The organism is Dyadobacter sp. 32 (assembly GCF_902506755.1).
Classification (GTDB): domain Bacteria; phylum Bacteroidota; class Bacteroidia; order Cytophagales; family Spirosomataceae; genus Dyadobacter.
In genome coordinates this window covers 3,626,992-3,646,655 of record NZ_LR735258.1, presented here as the reverse complement: position 1 = coordinate 3,646,655, position 19,664 = coordinate 3,626,992, and the positions used below count along the sequence as shown (strand labels likewise).

18 protein-coding genes are annotated in these 19,664 nt (G+C 44.7%); 9 read left to right on the top strand and 9 right to left on the bottom strand.

Annotated features, from left to right (window positions below):
- Positions 1-143 precede the first annotated feature (143 nt).
- Positions 144-2,357 carry a phosphocholine-specific phospholipase C gene (locus DYADSP32_RS14845; RefSeq protein WP_414617789.1) on the top strand — a complete coding sequence of 738 codons (2,214 nt, stop codon included), beginning with the start codon at positions 144-146 and terminating at the stop codon, positions 2,355-2,357.
- A 33-nt stretch (positions 2,358-2,390) separates the two neighbouring features.
- Positions 2,391-2,906, top strand: a complete 516-nt coding sequence (locus DYADSP32_RS14840) for a carboxypeptidase-like regulatory domain-containing protein (protein ID WP_149242006.1) — start codon at positions 2,391-2,393, stop codon at positions 2,904-2,906.
- A 61-nt stretch (positions 2,907-2,967) separates the two neighbouring features.
- Here DYADSP32_RS14840 and DYADSP32_RS14835 read toward each other — a convergent pair whose 3' ends face one another.
- Positions 2,968-3,429: a GNAT family N-acetyltransferase gene (locus DYADSP32_RS14835; protein ID WP_149242007.1), complete on the bottom strand. Its 462-nt coding sequence runs from the start codon at positions 3,427-3,429 to the stop codon at positions 2,968-2,970.
- Positions 3,430-3,739: 310 nt separating this feature from the next.
- Between DYADSP32_RS14835 and DYADSP32_RS14830 the strand changes: the two genes are divergently transcribed.
- Both DYADSP32_RS14830 and DYADSP32_RS14825 read left to right on the top strand, forming a co-directional pair.
- Positions 3,740-4,417 carry a TetR family transcriptional regulator C-terminal domain-containing protein gene (locus DYADSP32_RS14830; protein ID WP_414617788.1) on the top strand — a complete coding sequence of 226 codons (678 nt, stop codon included), beginning with the start codon at positions 3,740-3,742 and terminating at the stop codon, positions 4,415-4,417.
- A 2-nt stretch (positions 4,418-4,419) separates the two neighbouring features.
- Positions 4,420-5,733, top strand: a complete 1,314-nt coding sequence (locus tag DYADSP32_RS14825) for an AarF/UbiB family protein (protein WP_149242008.1) — start codon at positions 4,420-4,422, stop codon at positions 5,731-5,733.
- Positions 5,734-5,830: 97 nt separating this feature from the next.
- On the opposite strand, the gene DYADSP32_RS14820 is transcribed toward DYADSP32_RS14825, so the two are convergent.
- From DYADSP32_RS14820 to DYADSP32_RS14810, 3 genes are all read right to left on the bottom strand, one after another.
- A complete protein-coding gene (locus tag DYADSP32_RS14820) occupies positions 5,831-6,940 on the bottom strand; it encodes an AI-2E family transporter (protein ID WP_149242009.1) in 1,110 nt (369 codons plus the stop codon).
- A gap of 21 nt (positions 6,941-6,961) precedes the next feature.
- Positions 6,962-7,327 carry a VOC family protein gene (locus tag DYADSP32_RS14815; RefSeq protein ID WP_149242010.1) on the bottom strand — a complete coding sequence of 122 codons (366 nt, stop codon included), beginning with the start codon at positions 7,325-7,327 and terminating at the stop codon, positions 6,962-6,964.
- A 104-nt stretch (positions 7,328-7,431) separates the two neighbouring features.
- A complete protein-coding gene (locus tag DYADSP32_RS14810; protein ID WP_149242011.1) occupies positions 7,432-9,084 on the bottom strand; it encodes a PQQ-dependent sugar dehydrogenase in 1,653 nt (550 codons plus the stop codon).
- A gap of 403 nt (positions 9,085-9,487) precedes the next feature.
- On the opposite strand from DYADSP32_RS14810, the gene DYADSP32_RS14805 reads away from it, so the two are divergent.
- Complete coding sequence (locus tag DYADSP32_RS14805) at positions 9,488-11,620, top strand: two-component regulator propeller domain-containing protein (RefSeq protein WP_149242012.1); 2,133 nt, start codon at positions 9,488-9,490, stop codon at positions 11,618-11,620.
- A gap of 117 nt (positions 11,621-11,737) precedes the next feature.
- Here the strand turns inward: DYADSP32_RS14805 and DYADSP32_RS14800 are convergent, their stop codons facing one another.
- The gene (locus DYADSP32_RS14800; protein WP_149242013.1) at positions 11,738-12,604 is read right to left on the bottom strand and encodes a DUF72 domain-containing protein; all 867 of its coding nucleotides are present in this window, start codon (positions 12,602-12,604) and stop codon (positions 11,738-11,740) included.
- 139 nt (positions 12,605-12,743) lie between these two features.
- Positions 12,744-13,259 carry a phosphoheptose isomerase gene (locus tag DYADSP32_RS14795; RefSeq protein WP_149242014.1) on the bottom strand — a complete coding sequence of 172 codons (516 nt, stop codon included), beginning with the start codon at positions 13,257-13,259 and terminating at the stop codon, positions 12,744-12,746.
- 199 nt (positions 13,260-13,458) lie between these two features.
- On the opposite strand from DYADSP32_RS14795, the gene corA reads away from it, so the two are divergent.
- Together corA and DYADSP32_RS14785 are read left to right on the top strand one after the other, a co-directional pair.
- On the top strand, positions 13,459-14,403 hold the full coding sequence (corA, locus tag DYADSP32_RS14790) for a magnesium/cobalt transporter CorA (RefSeq protein WP_149242015.1): 945 nt from the start codon (positions 13,459-13,461) through the stop codon (positions 14,401-14,403).
- Positions 14,404-14,486: 83 nt separating this feature from the next.
- A complete protein-coding gene (locus DYADSP32_RS14785; protein ID WP_149242016.1) occupies positions 14,487-15,053 on the top strand; it encodes a GNAT family N-acetyltransferase in 567 nt (188 codons plus the stop codon).
- Here DYADSP32_RS14785 and DYADSP32_RS14780 read toward each other — a convergent pair.
- Complete coding sequence (locus DYADSP32_RS14780) at positions 15,050-15,952, bottom strand: glycosyltransferase (RefSeq protein ID WP_149242017.1); 903 nt, start codon at positions 15,950-15,952, stop codon at positions 15,050-15,052. The genes DYADSP32_RS14785 and DYADSP32_RS14780 overlap by 4 nt on opposite strands.
- Before the next feature lie 59 nt (positions 15,953-16,011).
- Positions 16,012-16,953, bottom strand: coding sequence for a glycosyltransferase family 2 protein (locus DYADSP32_RS14775; protein ID WP_149242018.1), 942 nt, complete (start codon positions 16,951-16,953; stop codon positions 16,012-16,014).
- 241 nt (positions 16,954-17,194) lie between these two features.
- Here DYADSP32_RS14775 and DYADSP32_RS14770 point away from each other — a divergent pair, with 241 nt between their 5' ends.
- Positions 17,195-18,205 (top strand): ribonucleoside-diphosphate reductase small subunit, encoded by a 1,011-nt coding sequence (locus DYADSP32_RS14770; protein ID WP_149242019.1) that lies wholly within the window; start codon positions 17,195-17,197, stop codon positions 18,203-18,205.
- A gap of 43 nt (positions 18,206-18,248) precedes the next feature.
- Here DYADSP32_RS14770 and DYADSP32_RS14765 read toward each other — a convergent pair whose 3' ends face one another.
- Positions 18,249-18,707: a regulatory protein RecX gene (locus DYADSP32_RS14765; RefSeq protein ID WP_149242020.1), complete on the bottom strand. Its 459-nt coding sequence runs from the start codon at positions 18,705-18,707 to the stop codon at positions 18,249-18,251.
- A 129-nt stretch (positions 18,708-18,836) separates the two neighbouring features.
- Here DYADSP32_RS14765 and DYADSP32_RS14760 point away from each other — a divergent pair, with 129 nt between their 5' ends.
- Positions 18,837-19,649: a metallophosphoesterase gene (locus DYADSP32_RS14760; RefSeq protein ID WP_149242021.1), complete on the top strand. Its 813-nt coding sequence runs from the start codon at positions 18,837-18,839 to the stop codon at positions 19,647-19,649.
- Positions 19,650-19,664 lie beyond the last annotated feature (15 nt).

Sequence of the window (19,664 nt, the reverse complement as noted above, 5' to 3'; positions counted from 1 at the left end):
TTAGGTTTCTAAGGTGGTTAAAAAAAGTAGCAGGTGTTTTAATGTATTAATGGTTAGACTTAAACATTTCTTAAAGTAACAAGCCAGTATAATCGTAAAAATATCATCTTCTTTCATTCATCATTGAAAACAAAATCCTGCTTATGGATCGCCGAAAATTCCTACGCACCACCGCCGGAGCTGTCGGTGCGACTGCTGCACTCAACATGTTGCCACCCCTTATCCAACAGGCGCTGGCCGTTGATGCATATAACCGGCACAAGTCCATCAAGGATGTAGAACATATAGTGATCCTGATGCAGGAGAACCGTTCGTTTGACCATTATTTTGGAACGCTTAAAGGCGTAAGAGGATTTGGTGATCGTTTTCCTATTCCCCTGGAAAGTGGCAAACGGGTATTTTCACAATCGGATGGAAAAAGAGAAATCACTCCATATCGGGCAGATAAGAAAACGGTAAATGCAGCACTGATCAACGGCACCCCACACGATTTTCAGGATACGCAGGCCGCCTGGAATCAGGGGAAATACGGCTTTTGGCCGTTGTTTAAAACGCCTTATTCGATGGCTTACTATACCCGGGAGGAAATCCCTTTTCAGTATGCGCTTGCAGAATCTTTTACCATTTCCGATGCTTACCATTGCTCAGTGGCAACAGGTACGGATCCAAATCGCATCATGTTTTGGTCGGGGTCCAACTTTAACCCTGAAAAAAGAGCGGCGGGTATCAACTGCACCGATGAAGATTCGGAACCCGTTAACCTACGTTGCTGGCCGGAACTCGACCCTAAAACGGGCAAGCCAGGCCACATGCCGGAGCCGGGGTACGTGTACCAGGGTTCTTCCCTGAAATGGGACACCATTCCCGATGTGCTTGAAAAAGCCGGAATAAGCTGGAGGATTTATCAGGATCCTAATGACAACTGGGCAGGAGCCATGCATGGCGGGTTGGCATTCGAAAGTTTTCGCACCGCTAAGCCTGGCTCACCGATCTATGAGAATGGCATGAGGCACTGGTCCTTGGAGGATCTCACGAAACATGTGAAAGAAAAAACATTACCGCAAGTCAGTTGGATATTGCCATCTCAGATAGAATCCGAACATCCAAGTGGGCCATCAAGCCCCACGCGTGGCGGAGATTTTACCCACCAGGTGCTTGCTGCAATCACCTCCAATCCAGAGGTATGGAGCAAAACGGTTTTTTTTCTTACGTTTGACGAAAATGATGGCTTGTTCGACCATTTGCCTGCACCTGCGGTTCCTTCCTACAATCTGGACGGTACACTGGCCGGTAAATCGACCATCGATCTCGCGGGTATGTATTTCAACAATGACAAGGGGGCTGAGCCGTTCCCCAATCCATTTTACGCAGATAGTAACAAGGCTGCCGGTAAGCCTCCCAAAATGCGTACCTACCAGGACAAACGGGATACGATATCCGGGAATATCCGGCCCTGGGGATTCGGTCCTCGGGTGCCCATGTACATCATCTCTCCATGGAGCAAAGGAGGTTGGGTAGATTCCCAGGTGGCGGATCACACTTCGGTGGGCCAGTTTATAGAGAAGCGGTTTGGTGTGACCATTCCGGCGATCAGCCCCTGGCACAGATCCGTTAGCGGAGATCTTACCTCAGCGTTTGATTTTGTAAGTCCCAATGATCCGCATTTTCCCGAACTACCCGTTACTGCCAATTACAAGGAGATAGAAGAAACATCCAAAGCTCTTCCCAGGGCGACAGCACCCGATAAGCCAGCAAAATTGTTTCAGGAGCAAGGCACCCGATTTTCACGTGCCTTGCCTTACAGGCTTCAAACCGACGCATTGATAATGGCTTCGGAGGGGAAAATTCAGCTATCTTTTGGTAATGTGGGTTCAGCCGGCGCCGTATTTCATGTGTACGATCGTAAGCATCTGGACAGGATTCCGAGACGCTACACCGTTGAAGCGGGTAAATCGATTGTCGATCAGTGGGATACCACAAACGACAATGGATCTTACGATCTCGAAGTATTTGGTCCAAATGGTTACTTCAGAAGTTTTTTAGGAAATACAGCGTCGAAAGAACCAGCGGTTGCTTTGCTATGTGATCATAAAAAAGGAGCTGTTTCTATACAAATAAAGGGGACAACAGGAACGGAAATGTTGAATGTCATACACAATGCCTACGGATATGATCCGGCAACATTAAAGGTCAACCCGGATCTGAAATCTGAAAAAAGCTGGCTGTTGAACAAAAGTGGCAATTGGTATGACCTCACTGTGCGTTCAGATAACGGCTTTGCAAGACGCTTTGCCGGACGTGTTGAAACCGGCAAGGATGGCGTGAGTGATCCGGCGATGGGGATGGAGGTTAAGTAGTTAAATATGAGCTGATTTAGCCAATACTTATAAATGAAAGTTTATCAATGGTTTGGAGTTTTTTTGATGCTTTTTACAATTGGATGTGATTGTTCGATCAATCAGCGTGGCAGAGTTTTTTCCAATGAAGATGAAGAACCTATTGCAAATGTTCAAATAAAGCTTGCAGGTACTGATAAAGTGGTTAGAACAGATAGTTTGGGCTACTTCGATTTGCAGTATGTTGGTGGTGCAAGGTGTCCAGCACAAGTATATATCGTGACTAAGCCAGGATACAAGAGTTTCCAAATAGAATTGGATCAATCTCCAGAGAGAACTTTGGCGACTGTCAAACAGGACAGTCGTCCCTATAATTTAAAAGGAAAGAACTTCTATCCAGATTCAATGAATAAATCAACCTATATAGCTAGCATTGATTTTGAAAAGTACAGCAAAGATTTTGCTGTCAGAGGTGATAGCTTGATTCTGTATTTGGACTTGGATGACCCTGACTTGGATTTTCAGAAATACGTAAAAGGTTTGAAGTCTGCTCGTTGGATTCTTGAATGATAAAAATTGTGAGATACTCAGAGATCAGATTACAGTCTATAGAATTAGGAAACAGTGGAGGTCACCCATCCGCCCACAAGCTTTTCATCATACATACACTGATCCCGTTGTCTGCGTATTGCGCGTAGTTGTCAACGATCATGTAACCGAGATTCTGATACATTTCTATCGCCGGTAGTTGTTTATTTCCGGTTTCCAGAAAAGCATAGGAGTATTTTTGTTCAAAGCCCCATTTTTCAAGTTCGTAAAGAATTCTTGATGCGATTCCCTGTCCCCGGAATTCCGCCTTCACAAACATGCGCTTGATTTCGATCGAATCTTCATTGAATTTTTTGAAACAGCCACAGCCGACCGCGGTTTCATTTTGATAGGCCACGACTACCGTGTTCAGATCCACGATGCGGTTGTATTCTTCGAAATCCTCCTGTTTGGTTCCGTATATTTCACACAGTGTAATATCAAGTAGCTGCGTAAGCGCTTGAAAGTCTGGGTTTTCGCTGTTGGTTCTTTGGATAGTTAGCATGGTGAGTTGGTAAGTGTGCGGATATCGTCACACAAGATAGAGCTAAATGGCTTTCGCAACCCTGCAAATTTAAAAGTGAATTTTAAATTGCAGGGGTGCGAAGCTGATGATCGATTTATTTTGCCTAAAATAAATCCCTCGAAATGGATACTTCCCTGTCTGTTTTTTGTTCATTCATTAGCGGGCAAGAAAAATTTTAGAGTTGAACCCTTTTTTTGCTCTTCTCATACATTTTTTTATGCTCAGCAACAACGGACCGTTTTCGTTGAAACGAGTTAAAATCATCGGGTTGATGTACTAATACATAATAATGATGGCAACAAAAACAAAAGAAGTCTTAACCGCCGCTGTTCCCCTGACAGCGGATACGATTACAGAAAAATACATGCATTACTGTCTGGAAAATAACAAAAAACCGGAATCGGTTTACTTGTTTTCCAAGCACATCGGGATCAGCGAAAAGGAGTTTTACAACCATTTTGCTTCCATTGATTCACTTGAAAAAAGTGTGTTCGTAAGCTTTCACCAGTTGACCACCCGGCTTATAGCTCAGAGTGATGACATCGCCCAGGCCAGTTTCAGGGACAAATTACTAGCTTATTATTTCACCTATTTTGAGATATTGACTGCGAACAGAAGTTATGTAGTTTTTACCTTGAAAGAGGATAAAAACAGGCTGAACAGCTTGCTGAAACTAAAAGAGCTACGCAATCACTTCAAACAATTTGTTACGGAGGCGAGTGCAGGTTACCTGAAAGCTAAAAGTGAGCGCATCCGGAATGCGCAGCAGGACGCTCTTGAAGAGGGCGCCTGGATCCAGTTGATGGTCACGATGAAGTTCTGGCTGGACGACGAATCGATTGGGTTTGAGAAAACGGATCTTTTTATAGAGAAATCCATTCGTGCTACGTTTGACCTGATTGACACCACCCCATTGGAAAGTGTGATCGACTTTGGTAAATTTTTAATTAAAGAAAGATTGAAGTAGGAATGGAAACAATTGACAGAATACCTACATCGAAGATTCAGCGTGCAAGCAAACTCATTACTACTGGTGTCAAAATCGGAGGCAACTATCTGAAGTACTACGGTGAAAAAATCACCAACCCGGAATCGGCCAGGGATAATCTGAATACCAATAATGCCGAGGATATTTACGACGGGCTGAAGAATCTCAAAGGCAGTGCGTTGAAATTTGCGCAAATGCTGAGTATGGAGAAGAACTTCCTGCCTCAGGCCTATGTTGAGAAATTTTCGCTTTCGCAATTTTCGGTGCCGCCGTTATCCGCTCCGCTGGTTATAAAAACATTCAAGAAATATTTCGGGAAAGCGCCTTCTGAGATGTTCGATACGTTCGATGCGAATGCAATCAACGCAGCAAGTATCGGGCAGGTGCATAAGGCTACAGCGGAAGGGAAAGATCTGGCCGTGAAAATACAGTATCCAGGCGTGGCCGAAAGTATCTCATCGGATCTTGCCCTCGTAAAACCGATTGCCATGTCGATGTTCAATATTCAGGCAAAGGATTCGGATAAATATTTTACGGAGGTCGAAACGAAGCTTTTCGAGGAGACAAATTACACCCTGGAACTCGCACAGAGCAATGAGGTGGCAAAAGCCTGTGCACACATTCCCAATCTGGTTTTTCCGAAATATTACAAGCAATATTCCTGTGAACGGGTGCTTACGATGGACTGGATGACGGGCAAACATTTATCGGAATGGGTCAAAACCAAGCCTTCACAGGAATCAGCGAATAAAGTGGCTCAGGCCCTTTGGGATTTTTACATGTTCCAGGTTCACGAGTTGAAAAAAGTCCACGCTGATCCGCACCCGGGGAATTTCCTGGTGGATGCGGAGGAAAACCTGATCGCGATCGATTTCGGTTGCATGAAGCAGATTCCGGATTCATTTTACAGGCCGTATTTTGAACTGGCTGAAACCAGGAATCTGAATGATCCCGCCGTTTATAAGGAGAAATTGTATGAACTTGAGATCTTGCTGGCCAAGGATACTCACGCTGAAATTGTCTATTTCTCCAACCTGTTCTACGAGATTTTGTCTTTGCTTACGCAGCCATTTCAGTCAGACACATTTGATTTCTCAGATGAACAATTTTTCGGTAAACTGGCGGCGATAGGAGAGCGTTATGCCAATGACAAGGAACTGAGAAAGATGAATGTCAACCGTGGGTCCAAGCATTTTATCTACATCAATCGCACCTTTTTCGGACTTTTCAGTCTGCTTCATGATTTGAAGGCGACGGTGTCAACCACACAATTTGCGGTGGAGAAGCAGGTTTGAAATGACACAGAGGTTCGGAGAGCCAAAAAGAGGGGCGCGGAGATAAATTTTTTATCTCTGTGCCCCCTCTTTTTATTCTCTGTGTAACCTACTACCGTCACTCTTCCACATCCTTCACCTTTCTTCTCACAAGCCCGAATAGTTTGCTGTTTGCCTGTTCGGGTGTCTGATCGCCTAGTAGAATTCCCCATGGTTTTAGTCCGTCGACCCGGTCGAAGACAACCTTCATCATCGCAATTGCTGGTATGGAAAGGAACATGCCTGAGATACCTGCCAGCGCCCCTCCCACCAGTACACCCACAATGGATACCAGGGCATTGATCCTTACTTTGGACCCAATAACCAGCGGAACCAGAAAATTATTATCGATAAATTGTACGGCAAGAAATACGCCTACAACGCCTATAAGTGTATATCCATCCGGGTGGTTGATGAATGTGACCATTACAGCCAGAGCCGTCGCCACCAAGCCACCAATGTACGGAATCAGGTTTAAAATTGCCGCCATAATACCCAGGAGAATTGCATACTGGACATTGAGAATCAACAAGCCGACTGAGTTTAGTATGGCCACCACGCCAGTTTCCAGAAGTAGACCGACCATGTAGCTCTGGATAATAGACTTGATTTGCCCCAGCACATCCAGCACCTTCTCTTTGTGTTTGTCTGCAAAAAGTACGACCATAAAATGCAAAAGCATAGCGCGATAGTAAAGGAGCAGAAAGGCGTAAATGGGGATCAACACCAAAGAGCCAAGCGGCCCCGTCACGATCCCAAGCGTTTCGGCGCTCTGGAAATTTTCCATCGTCTGGGACTGTGCTTTTTGTAGGTATTGATCCTGCTGCCGGTAGCTTACGCTATATTCACGGCGTATCCATCGTCTGATGTCTCGGTAAGCATCATTGATGTTGCGTTTCAACTTGGGCAGTTCATCCGAAAAATCGGAGATCTGTACGGATAGCAACACAGCCACGCCGGCCAGCACCAGCATAGCCAGAAGCACCGCAATGCTGATGGAGAGTATTTTCGGTACACCATGCCGTGTGAGCCAGCTTTCCAGCGGTCTTAGTAGGACTGCCAGCAAAACGGCCATCGCCAGAGGTACAATGATATCCTGCCCCAGATAGATTCCCAGTGTAACAAGGGCAATGGCTAGTAGAGTCTGCGAAAGGTGCTGGTAAAAAGGGGGAGCCGGTAAGGAATCCATGCGGGGAGAGAAAAGGTTATATTATAGTTTGAATTCCGGATTGTATATCAGTCCGATTACGTTACCCCATGGATCTTTCACTTCTGCGGTCATAATTTCCCCACCCACATTCACAGGCTTACCAAAATCCGTTGCGCCGGCTTCCAGAAACCGAGTGTATTCGGCTTCGATATTTTCGACACCCCAGTAGGTAAGTACATTATCCGATTTGTCCGAAGATCCTTCATCAGGAAGCAGTCCAAGTTCATAGCCACCTATGTTGAACCCAACATAAAAGGGTTCGTCAAAGTAAGGGTTTGTTTCAAACGCTCGGATGTACCATTCCTTTGCAGCGTTGATATCCGGGACTTTATAAATGGTTGTTCTGAGGCCTAGTATGCTGCTCATGGTATGCACTGAATATGATTTGAATATGAATATTTTTCTGTTGGTTGGGTGTAGGCAAGTGCGCAGGAAACGGGTGCCTGGCTAATTAAAATACAATGATATCCTTATTTTACTAATCTCAGTTTCTGAACAACATCTGTGCCTGCCACATTCAATGTGTAAATCCCGCCAGGAAAATCTTTCAGGTTAATTTCCAGCTTGGTCGCAAATACTTCCTTAGCGATCACCAATACGCCGGAATTGTTGTAAATATTCACTCTATTTCCAGGTTTTAATCCCTCAATGGTCAACTTATCGTGAACCGGATTGGGGAATGCGAAGATCTGGTTTTGTGCGCAATTGTTTTTGACAGTAATCATTTTGCTGTAAGAAAATGTTCCGTCACGGTCAATCATTTTTAGCCGATAGTAATTGGACCCAGGGAGGCAATCTTCATCTGAAAACCGGTAATCCGCGCTTTCACCGGAAGACTGTACAGATTTAATGTCGGTAAAAGTATGGGCATCTGAACTTCTCTGAATAATGAAATGTGAAAAATTCACTTCCGAGGTTGTTTTCCATCCCAGATTTGCTGTGCAATTTTCCATTATTGCTGTCAGACTTTCCAGCGTTACCGGAAGCGGGTCGTTGGGGTTGGTGATTTTGGAGAGATTCCCGTTCACGAGCGACAACACATAAAGCTCTCCTGCGTTGTCATCCCCAAAGCTAATCACAGAAGCGTAGTTCAGGCTTGTTGGGAAACTTCCCACGCCTGCCGGACTGATCAACCCAATCTTGCCGGATGAATAATCGCCAAAAAAATAATAACCTTCCAGAGACGGATATTTGCTGCCCCGATACACATAACCACCCATGACCGACGCATCCGTATTCGGGGTGCTTTTCAGGTATCCGGCATAAAAATGCTTTGGAGGAGTATACACCGTTCCTTCTGTACAATGTGAGGAGGTATAGGTATCATTTCCTTCCTTACAATTCCAGCCAAAATTGGCAATTTGTGAGCCAAAAGGATAGCTAAGATAATTGATTTCCTCCCATGCGTCCTGGCCATTATCGCCGATCCATAAGTCCCCGTTGGTGCGGTCGAAACTGAAACGCCAGGGATTTCGAAGTCCCAGGGCAAGAATTTGTACCGTGGTTGCAGGGTTGGCGTTGTTGACATCCACTTTTAACATCTTGCCGAATGGTTTGGCGGGGTCCTGGGAATTATTTTGTGGGTCACCGGTAACGCCCCGTGAACCGGGGCCGTTATCACCTGTGGAAATATACAAATACCCATCTTTCCCAAAGGCAAGGTCACCACCGCGATGGCCACCCAGGATATCCTCATAGGGGACGGTCAGGATTTTTACTTCAGATCCTATATCGGCCAGGTCAGGGTCGCCGGAGGATCGACTGAATCGGGATATTTGTACCGCTGTACTGTTTTTAATTACGTACATGATGTAAAAATGACCGGAACTTTGATAGTTTGGGGCGAAAGTGATGCTGAAAATTCCGGCCCAGGTAGGGTCATTGATGAGGCTCGCAATATCGAGGAAAGGGGTATTCAAAATGTTTCCGTTCTTTATAATTTTTACTTTTCCCCCTATCTCTGCCACAAATAATCTCGAATCCGACGCATGAACAACCTTAACAGGGCGGGTAAAGCCGGAAACAAATGGCGAAATGACAATATGCGGTTGGGCCTCAACAAAATTCAGGAACTGGGACAGGATTATTTGAAGGATCAATAAGCAGTAGGAGCGTCGATTCATAGAATTAATTCAGGGCAAGAGTATTTGGTTGAAAGCGGGTTTGTGTGTATAAAGGTAATTGTTTTTGTTTTTACATTTATCTGAAAGAGAGCTACTAAGCAATTTGTTTAACCTTTCTTTTTCCTTTACTCTGATCGGATTAGCATGACTAATCCCGTCATCATGTCAATGTCGGATGTTATCTCGAAATTAAACTTATCTGTGATGACTTGATTTTGATTATTACCAAAGAGCAGCGGATGAGGGAAGCTGACGGCTGTCCTATCACTGGCTGATACTATCCGGGGATGTTCGACCGTTCAATCAAATTTTTCCTTATGCATGGCCTCTTAGTTGCTAAGGCAAGTAATTATCCTGTCCTTGTCCAAAAATGGCAGCGAAGTAATTGTAGATAATTGGCTTTATGAAATATTTTTTGATTGTATTCTTATTTTTACCCCTTGTGTTGATTGGTCAGTCCGTTGGGGATCAGAAGTTTAAGCAGGAGGTAGTTGCGCTACACATGGCCACGTCGGGGCTGCCTGCCGGGAAAATCGACCGCATCACGGTTGGGAAAAGCGGACCAGTAGCCGAAATTGGTAATTCTTTCTTTCAGCTTCAGGGCAAAAAATGGAGTATTGTGAAACCCGTCCGCAAGTCTGTAATCCCTTCCAGGCAACCTGTTATTCCCGGTGCTCTGGTCCTTTCCGTTATCCCTTACAAAGGCGGATATGCAGTAGGCTGTGACAACGGTCTTTATTTTTATAGCGAGACAAAAAAACTAACGAGGGTATTTCCGTCTAACGAAAAGTATAACTGGTCTTTGCGGAAGGTTTCGGCACTCGTGACAGATGTTAAAGGACGTCTCTGGTTTGGCGCTGAGGAGGGTGTAGGGTACCTGGATGGTGAGAAATGGAAGTTATTTACAGGCAACGAGGGTTTACCTTATAACCATTTTACCTGTGCAGCTGCCGGGCCCGATGGAATGGTGTGGTTTGGTACGGAAAAGGGGGTTGTAGAAGTGGAAAACGATGAGTTTAAATATCGCTTCAGCCGCCGCTGGTTACCTGATGATTATGTCAACAGCATTGCAGTGGATCAGTCGGGTACGGCCTGGATAGCTACCAACGGTGGCATTAGTGAAATTACTCCGGTGCAGATGTCTCTGGAGGATAAGTCAAGATATTTCACCAAACAGGTTGAAGAGCGGCACAACAGAATGGGTTTTATTGCCCAGAGCCATTTGAAGGAGCGATTTAACCCGGCTTCTTCGGAGCTTGCTATTTCGGATAATGACGGCATGTACACTTCCATGTACGGTGCTGCAAACGCTTTCCGGTATGCGGCCACGGGTGATGCGGAAGCCAAGGCATTGGCCGACAGGAGCTTTAAGTCGTGCAAGTGGCTTGTGGATATCACCCACGAAAAAGGTTTCCCGGCACGAGTCATCATTCCGGTGGATTGGCATGAGCCTGTTAATGAAATTTACAGTGTAGAATCAAATCTGAGGCATCAGCAAAATGACCCGATGTGGAAGAATATCTTTCCTAGATTCCCTAAAAGCAAGGACGGTAAATATTTGTGGAAATGTGATACCAGCTCAGACGAGCTTGCCGGGCATTTCTTTTTCTATGGGATTTATTACGACCTGGTAGCCAAAACGGAAGAAGAAAAGCAGGCTGTCAGGGAGGTTGTAGGGGATATCATGGATCATTTTATAAGACATGGTTATAAACTGATCGATCATGATGGTAAAGTAACCCGCTGGGGGGACTTTTCTCCGGAATATTTCAACTCCGTTTATGGGTATGATCAGCGGGGATTAAATTCAATGATGATGCTATCGTTTCTGAATGTGGCAAAACATGTAACGGGTAATCCGAAATATGAGAAGGAAGCTAAAATTTTGCGCGACAAATACGGCTATCACATTTATGCATTACATCCGAAAGAATTTTTTCCACCTGAGAATGTCGTGCCCTGGGATAACAATCTTTGCCTGATGAGCCTTTACGGGCTGATTAAATACGAGACCGATCCGTCTCTTCTGCTGATGTACAGGCAATCGCTTGAAGTGGCATGGCAGCATGTGAGTAAACAGAAAAATGCGTTTTGGGATGCGATCTACGCTTCATTAAGCGACCACTTCACCGACCTTGTTGATAAAAAGACATTTGATCGGAGTGACCTTTTTCCCGAAAACCGACTGTATGCGCCAAGGATTGTGAAAAGCCTTTACAAAAAGAACAATAATCAAAGTTTCATCCTGGAAAATTTACAGAAGATACCGCTCGATCTGATCGGTTACACCATGGACAATACCCATCGGCTCGATGTAGTGCTGGATTCATCACCGCTACAAAATCCACACATGGGTTGGCGTACGGATGGCTATGCGCTGCCTGTGGATGAGCGGGGGCATGTTCGGCAGGACAGAGATGGGTTTGCTTTACTTGCTTCTGAGGGCGACGGTCACGATGAACACGAAGGGACATTTTTTCTTCTTCCGTATTACATGGCATATTACCACGGATTGCTGGGCGCTAAGGCTAACTGAAAGTTGCAAATGACCTGCGCCGACTTTTGTCAGCGTAGCTTCTGGCACCTTATAAAAATGAGCATTGAAGGGACTTCGGATTCCCTCAATGCTCAGTTAGTCAGTTTAGCGGAGGTCTTATTTTGCGGGATTAACCGGGATTTTCAGATCTGTTCCCAGTTCATCATTCATTCTTTTGATCAGATGAGCCGACAACAGGGGAGAGGCCTCTTCATGGTTTTGATGCACAAAAAAGTAAATATTCTCGATTCCGGCTTCTATCCAAATTTTGAGCCGGTCAAACCAGTCATCCAGGCGGGAATAATCAGAGTCTACATTGGCGCCATTATAACGCACAAATGCGGTTGGGGTAGTCAATCGCATGTGCAGTAAGTCTCTGCGGCCGGCCGAATCGGTGATGATGTGGGAAATGCCTGTCTTTTCCAATACCTCGTATAGCTCATCACTATTCCAGGAGCCATCGTACCAGCCCATATGTCTCAATTCCAGGGCAAGGGGGAATCCGGATGGCCATTCCTCGAGATAAGCTTTTAGTACTTCCCAGTTTTTAGGGCCGAAATTATCCGGCATCTGAAGAAACAGCATGCCCAGTTTTTCCTGCAAATGGGCTATACCGTCCAGATACACATCCGTTGGTTGTTTTGCGTCTTTCAAGCGTTTCCAATGGCTTATCCCCTGATGTAACTTTGGAAAGAATCTGAATTCCGCTGGCGTCTTGTTGTACCACGACTCAATGGTCTCAATCGGGAAGTTGTTGTAAAAGGTAGCATTTAGTTCGATGCTGTTGAACTGGGTTGCATAATAGGCCAGTTCATCTTTGGTGCCTTTCGGGTAAAAGCTTTTCAGATCCGCTTTGTTCCATTTGGCACAGCCAATGTAAACATTCGGTTTCCCCTTCTTGTCTAAAACCTTCGCAGTATCAGGATGGTCTTTTGGCAAGGTGAAATCTATATTTTCGGGATCATCAACTTTTCCGAATTTCATAGCGGGTGAATTTTGTTATGGTTTAAAATATTAACCACAGAGGTAAGGGAGTTACTCTCAGAGTTACACAGAAAAAAATAATGCAACCACTGGTCTCTGAGAAGCTCTTACCTTCTCTCTCTGCGCTGTGGTTGAAAGATCAACGTCCAAAGTCATCCTGTACACGTACGATATCATCTTCATCAGAAGGATTGGCAGGGTCGGTGTGTTGCCATATTTCAGCCACAATACCCCATTCGTCAACACCAATCAGACGATGGCGTTCCCCTTTTTTTAAATCAATGACGGTGCCGATGGGCAACTGGCGCATTGGTGTCTCGTCGTCTGTGTCGCTGATCACAATGCCTGCATTCCCGCCGATCACTTTCCAGATTTCCGCGCGACGATGGTGATACTGCCACGATAATCTTTTATTTGGCGCCACCACCAGAATTTTTGGACTTAGTTTTTCATATCCTGCAAAATCTTCGATAGAAAGATGCGGGAAAAATGTTGAAATGAACTGAGGTGCCTGGCTTTCTTCCAGAACAAAAAAACCTCCCCATGGGCGGGAATGATCTTTACTAACTACCTTAAATCCTTGTGTGTCGATAAATTGCTGAACATTTTCGAATACGGTGGAATTGTCGGTACCCGACGGGAATGTTAAAGACATATAAATAATGTTAATGGGATTGTAAGTCAAACTTACATAAAAATGGAGATTTATGAGCGCGTTGGATAAAATTCCGTTTGCATCGGAATGGTGTGAGATTTTATCGGGCTGCGTAGCGTTTTACTTCCTAAGCGCCCTTGAAACCAAATTCTTGCCTCGATACCTTTTCTCCAACCTTCTTTTTGCCTTAATTTAGGTCATGGTAAGAATATTCTACAAAGATGGGCGGCTCATCAGACGCGAAAATGACATCAGGGAGCTGGGGAAGGTGAAGAATTTGGTATGGGTGGATCTTCAGTCACCTACGCCGGAAGAGGAGGATTGGGTAGAAGACAAATGTGGGATCAGTTTTCAAACGCCGCAGGAAATTGTGGAAATTGAAAGCAGCTCCCGGTTTTTCGAACAGAACGGCACCATTAATGCCAACTCTAATTTTCTTAAAATTGATAAGGATAGCTACGAAACCTATCCGGTCTCGTTCATTCTGAACCAGAATGTGCTTTTTACCAACCGGCATGGTGATTCCAAAACCTTTGCCGATACCGTAAAAAAAATGAAAGTGAGCCCCGATACTTTTCAGAATGGGGTGGATTTTATGCTGATGCTTCTGGAAACACGCATTGAGGCGGACGCCGATTCCCTGGAAGGTATTTCGAGGGATATTTCGGCGATCAGTAAAGATCTTGCACATGAGCAAAAGGCAAGACAGGAGGTGCTGATCAGGATCAGTGGCTTGCAGGAAATTACCATGATGCTCCGGGAGACCAGTATTGACAAACAACGCGTTCTCTCGGGCATCCTGAGGAGTCAGTATTTCCCCGAAGACAGGAAAGAGCATTTAAGGATTATTTTAAAGGACATCAATTCACTGCTCGAATACACCACTTTCAATTTCGAACGTTTGGAATATCTCCAGAACACGTTCATGGGTTTGATCAATCTGGAACAAAGCCAGGTGATCAAAATCTTTACTGTGGTAACGATCATCTTCATGCCGCCAACGTTGATTGCAGGAATTTTCGGGATGAACTACAATCACATTCCTACAACCACCGAGCCCTGGGGATTTTGGGTCTCTTTGTTTCTGATGGTGCTTTCTTCATTGATCGTGCTCTGGTTTTTTAGAAGGAAAAAATGGATCTGACAAGATCGAATTACATAGATGGTTTTTCAGGCTCAACCCGAAAAAGAATGAGTTCATTTGTACGTATTCCATCAAATTAGCGTATGACTTTGGTTACCGATGACATTCAGTTTTGTACTGCACAAACCGAGGAAGACCTCAGGCAGATTCTGACGCTGCAGAAACGTAACCTGAAAAGTGAGATATCTGCTCAAATCAAAAAGGAACAGGGGTTTTTGACTGTCAGCCATTCCATGGAAGAGTTGTTGGTTATGATGCAGTCAACTCCCCAGATTATTGCCAAACATAAGGGAGAGGTGATTGCTTTCGCTTTGGCGATGCTACCTGAACTAGGTAAACTTGTGTCGGATTTAAAACCCATGTTTGAAATACTCGATTCATTAAGCTGGGATAGAAGGCCGCTTCCAGAGACTAACTATTATGTAATGGGGCAGATTTGTGTTGATGCGGGGTTTAGAGGCGCAGGGGTATTTGATCAATTATACCAGGAACACCGGAAGTTGTATGCCGGTCTGTATGATCTTTGTATTACGGAGATATCTGCGGCTAATTTTCGTTCACAAAGGGCGCATGAAAGGGTGGGATTCAAAACGATCCATGTACATCGTGATCATGTAGACGAGTGGAATGTAGTTGGCTGGAAGTTTTAGGCCGGATTGCTGAGAAAGAAGGCCCCTCTAAGTCTTTTGAAAAAATTCTTGACCAGGACCCACCGCGGGATCACCGGTTCTTTAAGCGGGCCGTCGAAAAGCTCACCCCTCCTCAGATAGTATCGCCCCATGGTGCCGCAGGTGGTACGCCATTTGTTGATGAACATATAATAGCCATTGTTTTTCTTTACCCGTTTGACCGATAAGGAGCCAAAATGATATACCCGACTTCCACTCACGCCTTTGAAGTGTCGAACACCAATTTTCCATAACTTCATCGAAAAATCAGGATCGGAGTACATGCCGGGCGAAAACTCAATGCTATAGCCACCTACAAGATCCCAAATATCTTTGTGAACTACGTTGGGCGGCCAGGTTGCACCCTGCCAGTCATGAATGGGTAACTTGTCAAATTCCCTCAGAAGTTCGGCTTCTTTAAAGGATGAAATATCCTGGCCGTAGTTCTTTTCAATTGAACATTTGCTTTGTGCCCGTGCCTCAATGGCCGTTCCCGAGATAAAAAAATAATTGTGTCCGATCCGTTGAATTTCATCATACAAAGCCTTATCCCATCCCGGGCATACATACATGTCGTCGTTGATATACAGGATGTAGTTGGTAGAGGCAAGTGAAGCAGAGGTGTTTAGTGCATAACAAACCCCAATGTTGCGCTCACTTACCGAGTAATCAATGTCTGTCTGGGTTTCAATCCATTGCAAGGTCCCGTCCTTGCCTTCATTGACATGAACAATGATCTGATGCTGATATACAGAATTTTCTCTGATGCTCCGGATACATAACTGAAGATAGGCGAGGTTGTTCCAGGACGGAATCAGAACGGAAAACGTTTTGTTCGTGGCCTGGGATCGCTTAACAGTAATAATTTTTTCTTCTGTCATGAGTAATGAGACTTGGTTTTGGAAGGTGACTTGGTCACTCTGCCTTGTACGCCGACGTGTTATTCAATTTTGACAAACATTTTCAAACAAAAAAGTATTCTACGCAATTCGTTTCTTTTCTTGTAGGCGGTAATTTTATCACGATACCTCAGAAAAGTGGTCATTCTTTTAAAGTTATTACCAAAAGAAAAATCCTCATAAGTTTCGTTTAAAGTGTGAAAAAACTGTTTTTCTTCGATAAGATTTTCAGGACACTTTTCATACATGAGCCTCATGCGTGCCCGGGCGCGCATATTTCGCTCTGCTGTTGTTTTCTTTTTTTTAGTTGCTTTTGCACTGCCCGCAGTGATTCCGATCACATTGGCATCGTGCTGGCGGTATAAAACGAGTACTTTGTCCACAAACTTCAGCGAACCCGAAAATGTGGATACAAAACCAATCCAGTAATCGTGGGTCACCATCTGTGGCCAGGGCAGGCTCTGCAGCATCACGTCTTTTTTTACAATCATGGCGTGCCCGGAAGCGGTACCTCCAACTGCATAATTGATAGGACTGTCAAAGTTTTTGAGGTTTTTCAGGTCTGTAAGTCTTATACCCAGACTTTTGCCATTTTCATCGATTAGTTCTGAGTTGCAGTAAATCAACGGATGACTCCCTCGTTCACGCATCAGAATTTCAACTTTTTCAGGTAGCCAGATATCGTCCTGATCACTCAATGCTATATATTCTCCTTTGCAAAGGCGCACCCCCCTTTCAAAGTTTTTCAGAAAGCCTAGATTGGTTTCAGCTGTAAAGAGCTGTATGTGCTCGTTCCTGCTGGCGTATTCGGTAACAATTAATACCGTATCATCCTGAGACGCGTCATCTACTACAAGGATCTCCAGATTAGGGTAGGTCTGGGCAATAATGCTTTCCAGTTGTTGCCTTATAAAACGTGCACCATTGTAAGTCGCAATGACAACCGAAACAAGCGGATGGCTTTCAGAAGTTATCGAAGGCATTTTATTGTTTATCGGTCAGCGTAAGTTTTCTGCTCCTGATTGAGCCTTATAGCCTATTAAAGCCAGCAGCAAAGTTAGAGTAATATTTAAAAGAATATTTCTAAATAGGCGCCCAATTTGATTCATTTCTCCTTGAGATTTCGCTCCAAACGGCGTAGTTTTGTTTTCCTTCGAAAGTTATCCTGCCCAGGCAGGGTAGGGTTTCAGTTAATCTCATCGCACGCAATAATAATAGTCACTTATGTCACAAGAAGTTATAAAGTCAGGGAGCCTCCGGCCGGAACCCCTGCTGGTGGAAGACCCTTTGCGCTTTGTATTATTTCCAATCAAGCATTCCGATATATGGGAAATGTACAAGCGTCATGAGGCGTCCTTCTGGACCGCAGAGGAAATAGATCTTTCTCAGGACCAAAAGGATTGGGAAAACCTGAACGATGGCGAACGTCATTTTATCTCTCACGTCCTGGCTTTCTTCGCTGCCTCGGACGGTATTGTAAATGAGAACCTTGCGGTAAACTTTCTCAGTGAAGTGCAGTATGCAGAAGCCAAGTGTTTTTATGGTTTTCAGATCGCCATGGAAAACATTCATTCTGAAACTTATTCCCTGCTCATCGATACCTATATCAAAGACCCTGTCGAAAAGGACCATCTTCTTCGTGCCATCGATACTATTCCTTGTGTACAGAAAAAGGCAGACTGGGCTTTGAAATGGATCAACAGTCCTGTATTTGCGGAGCGTATCATTGCCTTTGCAGCAGTGGAAGGGATTTTCTTTTCCGGTTCCTTCTGTTCCATTTTCTGGCTGAAAAAACGAGGCCTTATGCCAGGGTTATCTTTCTCCAATGAGCTTATTTCTCGTGACGAAGGGTTGCATTGCGAGTTCGCATGTCTGCTTTATACAAGGCACATTGTAAACCAGCTTCCGCAAGAACGTGTGATTGAAATCATGCTGGATGCAGTGCGAATTGAGCAGGAATTTGTAAGTGAAGCACTTCCGGTTTCTCTGATCGGAATGAATGCGGAGCTGATGAAACAATATATCGAATACATCGCCGATTTCTGGTTGGAAAGATTAGGTTGCCCCAAACAATTCGGCTCCGCCAATCCATTTGATTTTATGGAGCTGATCTCGCTTCCGGGTAAAACCAATTTCTTCGAAAAGCGGGTTGGTGAATATCAGAAAGCCGGTGTGATGAGTGGGGTTAAAGACAAAGACTCGGGGCATAAGATATCTTTTGATTCGGATTTTTGATCGAAAAGGGAAGTCAACTTTTCAAAAGTTGACTTCCCTGAAATTATTTCAATAACTCCTCAATCATTTTCCAAACCATCTCGCTTTCGTAGCCCTTTCCGAGGGCAAAACGGGCGAGTTTTTGCTTACGTTTAAAAGCATCAGGCTCTTTCACTTCAAGAAGGGCTTTTTTCTTTAGCAGTAATTCGTGAAGCCCCGACCGGTACGCTTCGTCACCGATCTCATTCATGCCTTCATGGATGCTGTATTCACTCAGTCCCCTGCGATTGAGCTCCTGCTTAATTTTCAGCTTGCCCCAGTTCTTCATCCGGAACTTGCCTCCTGCATAGGTTTTGGCAAATCGCTCTTCGCTGATATATTTCTGAACGATTAGTTCTGCAATAATTTCATCGGCTTCTTCTCCCCAGACATTCCATTTCTGAAGGCGTTTTTTTACTTCGTCCTGTGTCCGTTCCTGGTAGGCGCAGTACGCAGCGGCTTTCTGCAGAATGAGACGGTCCATTGGATATTTGAGTTATTTAACATTGCAAGATTAAAATAAATCATGAGAAGCCGTGTTTGGTTTTTGATATTAAATTATCTTGGTAGGGATATTGTGTTAGTCACCCCGTTTCAAATTCTGCCGCATCCCATGTTTCTTGAAAGACGTTCATTTCTCAAATTTCTGCCTGTGCTTTCAGGCTTTTCACTCGCATCACTTAAATTTTCCGAGCCACCCAAAAAGATAGCTCTAAGGGTTATAGTAGCGTCGGACGGGCACTATGGCCAACCCGATACCGACTATAAATCTTTTCACGCGGACATGACCAACTGGATGAACCGGGAAAAGTTACAGAAGGGGGTAGATTTTGTGGTATTCAACGGAGACCTGATCCACAATGATCCGACATTACTATATGATTTCAAGAGCACGATAGGTAATTTGAGAATGCCCTATTACGTCACAAGGGGCAATCATGATATGGTAGGGCTGGATGTGTGGCAGAGTACCTGGGGATATCCGACCAACCACAGCTTTGTGAATAAAGAATACGCATTTGTACTGGGCGACACATCCAATGAAAAGGGAGAGTATGTTTGTCCGGATGTGAACTGGCTGAAAAGTGAATTGGCAAAACATGCTGACAAAAAGGGGATTTTCATATTTCTGCATATCACACCCGAGAAATGGACCACCCATGGGATCGACTGCAAGGCGGTCACGGATCTGTTTGAGCAAACCCCCAATGTGAAAGGGATATTTCATGGGCACGATCATGACCAGGACGGACAGAAAATGAAAGGTAAAAAGCCCTATTTTTTCGATGGGCATTTTGGAGGGAGCTGGGGCACATCATACAAGGGCTACAGGGTGATCGAGATCTATGCGGACGATTCCTGGCAGACCTACCAGTACAATCCAACGGCAGCGCCTGTACTGAATAGTTTTAGCGGAAAGAGTTAGATTTTACGGCAGATG

What these genes read in the sequence shown, in the direction of transcription:
- corA (WP_149242015.1), top strand. Translation starts at nt 13,459, where the DNA reads ATGGTAAGAATATTCTACAAAGATGGGCGGCTCATCAGACGCGAAAAT.
- DYADSP32_RS14760 (WP_149242021.1), top strand. Translation starts at nt 18,837, where the DNA reads ATGTTTCTTGAAAGACGTTCATTTCTCAAATTTCTGCCTGTGCTTTCA.
- DYADSP32_RS14830 (WP_414617788.1), top strand. Translation starts at nt 3,740, where the DNA reads ATGATGGCAACAAAAACAAAAGAAGTCTTAACCGCCGCTGTTCCCCTG.
- DYADSP32_RS14840 (WP_149242006.1), top strand. Translation starts at nt 2,391, where the DNA reads ATGAAAGTTTATCAATGGTTTGGAGTTTTTTTGATGCTTTTTACAATT.
- DYADSP32_RS14825 (WP_149242008.1), top strand. Translation starts at nt 4,420, where the DNA reads ATGGAAACAATTGACAGAATACCTACATCGAAGATTCAGCGTGCAAGC.
- DYADSP32_RS14765 (WP_149242020.1), bottom strand. Translation starts at nt 18,707, where the DNA reads ATGGACCGTCTCATTCTGCAGAAAGCCGCTGCGTACTGCGCCTACCAG.
- DYADSP32_RS14775 (WP_149242018.1), bottom strand. Translation starts at nt 16,953, where the DNA reads ATGCCTTCGATAACTTCTGAAAGCCATCCGCTTGTTTCGGTTGTCATT.
- DYADSP32_RS14805 (WP_149242012.1), top strand. Translation starts at nt 9,488, where the DNA reads ATGAAATATTTTTTGATTGTATTCTTATTTTTACCCCTTGTGTTGATT.
- DYADSP32_RS14795 (WP_149242014.1), bottom strand. Translation starts at nt 13,259, where the DNA reads ATGTCTTTAACATTCCCGTCGGGTACCGACAATTCCACCGTATTCGAA.
- DYADSP32_RS14835 (WP_149242007.1), bottom strand. Translation starts at nt 3,429, where the DNA reads ATGCTAACTATCCAAAGAACCAACAGCGAAAACCCAGACTTTCAAGCG.
- DYADSP32_RS14810 (WP_149242011.1), bottom strand. Translation starts at nt 9,084, where the DNA reads ATGAATCGACGCTCCTACTGCTTATTGATCCTTCAAATAATCCTGTCC.
- DYADSP32_RS14780 (WP_149242017.1), bottom strand. Translation starts at nt 15,952, where the DNA reads ATGACAGAAGAAAAAATTATTACTGTTAAGCGATCCCAGGCCACGAAC.
- DYADSP32_RS14770 (WP_149242019.1), top strand. Translation starts at nt 17,195, where the DNA reads ATGTCACAAGAAGTTATAAAGTCAGGGAGCCTCCGGCCGGAACCCCTG.
- DYADSP32_RS14800 (WP_149242013.1), bottom strand. Translation starts at nt 12,604, where the DNA reads ATGAAATTCGGAAAAGTTGATGATCCCGAAAATATAGATTTCACCTTG.
- DYADSP32_RS14845 (WP_414617789.1), top strand. Translation starts at nt 144, where the DNA reads ATGGATCGCCGAAAATTCCTACGCACCACCGCCGGAGCTGTCGGTGCG.
- DYADSP32_RS14820 (WP_149242009.1), bottom strand. Translation starts at nt 6,940, where the DNA reads ATGGATTCCTTACCGGCTCCCCCTTTTTACCAGCACCTTTCGCAGACT.
- DYADSP32_RS14785 (WP_149242016.1), top strand. Translation starts at nt 14,487, where the DNA reads ATGACTTTGGTTACCGATGACATTCAGTTTTGTACTGCACAAACCGAG.
- DYADSP32_RS14815 (WP_149242010.1), bottom strand. Translation starts at nt 7,327, where the DNA reads ATGAGCAGCATACTAGGCCTCAGAACAACCATTTATAAAGTCCCGGAT.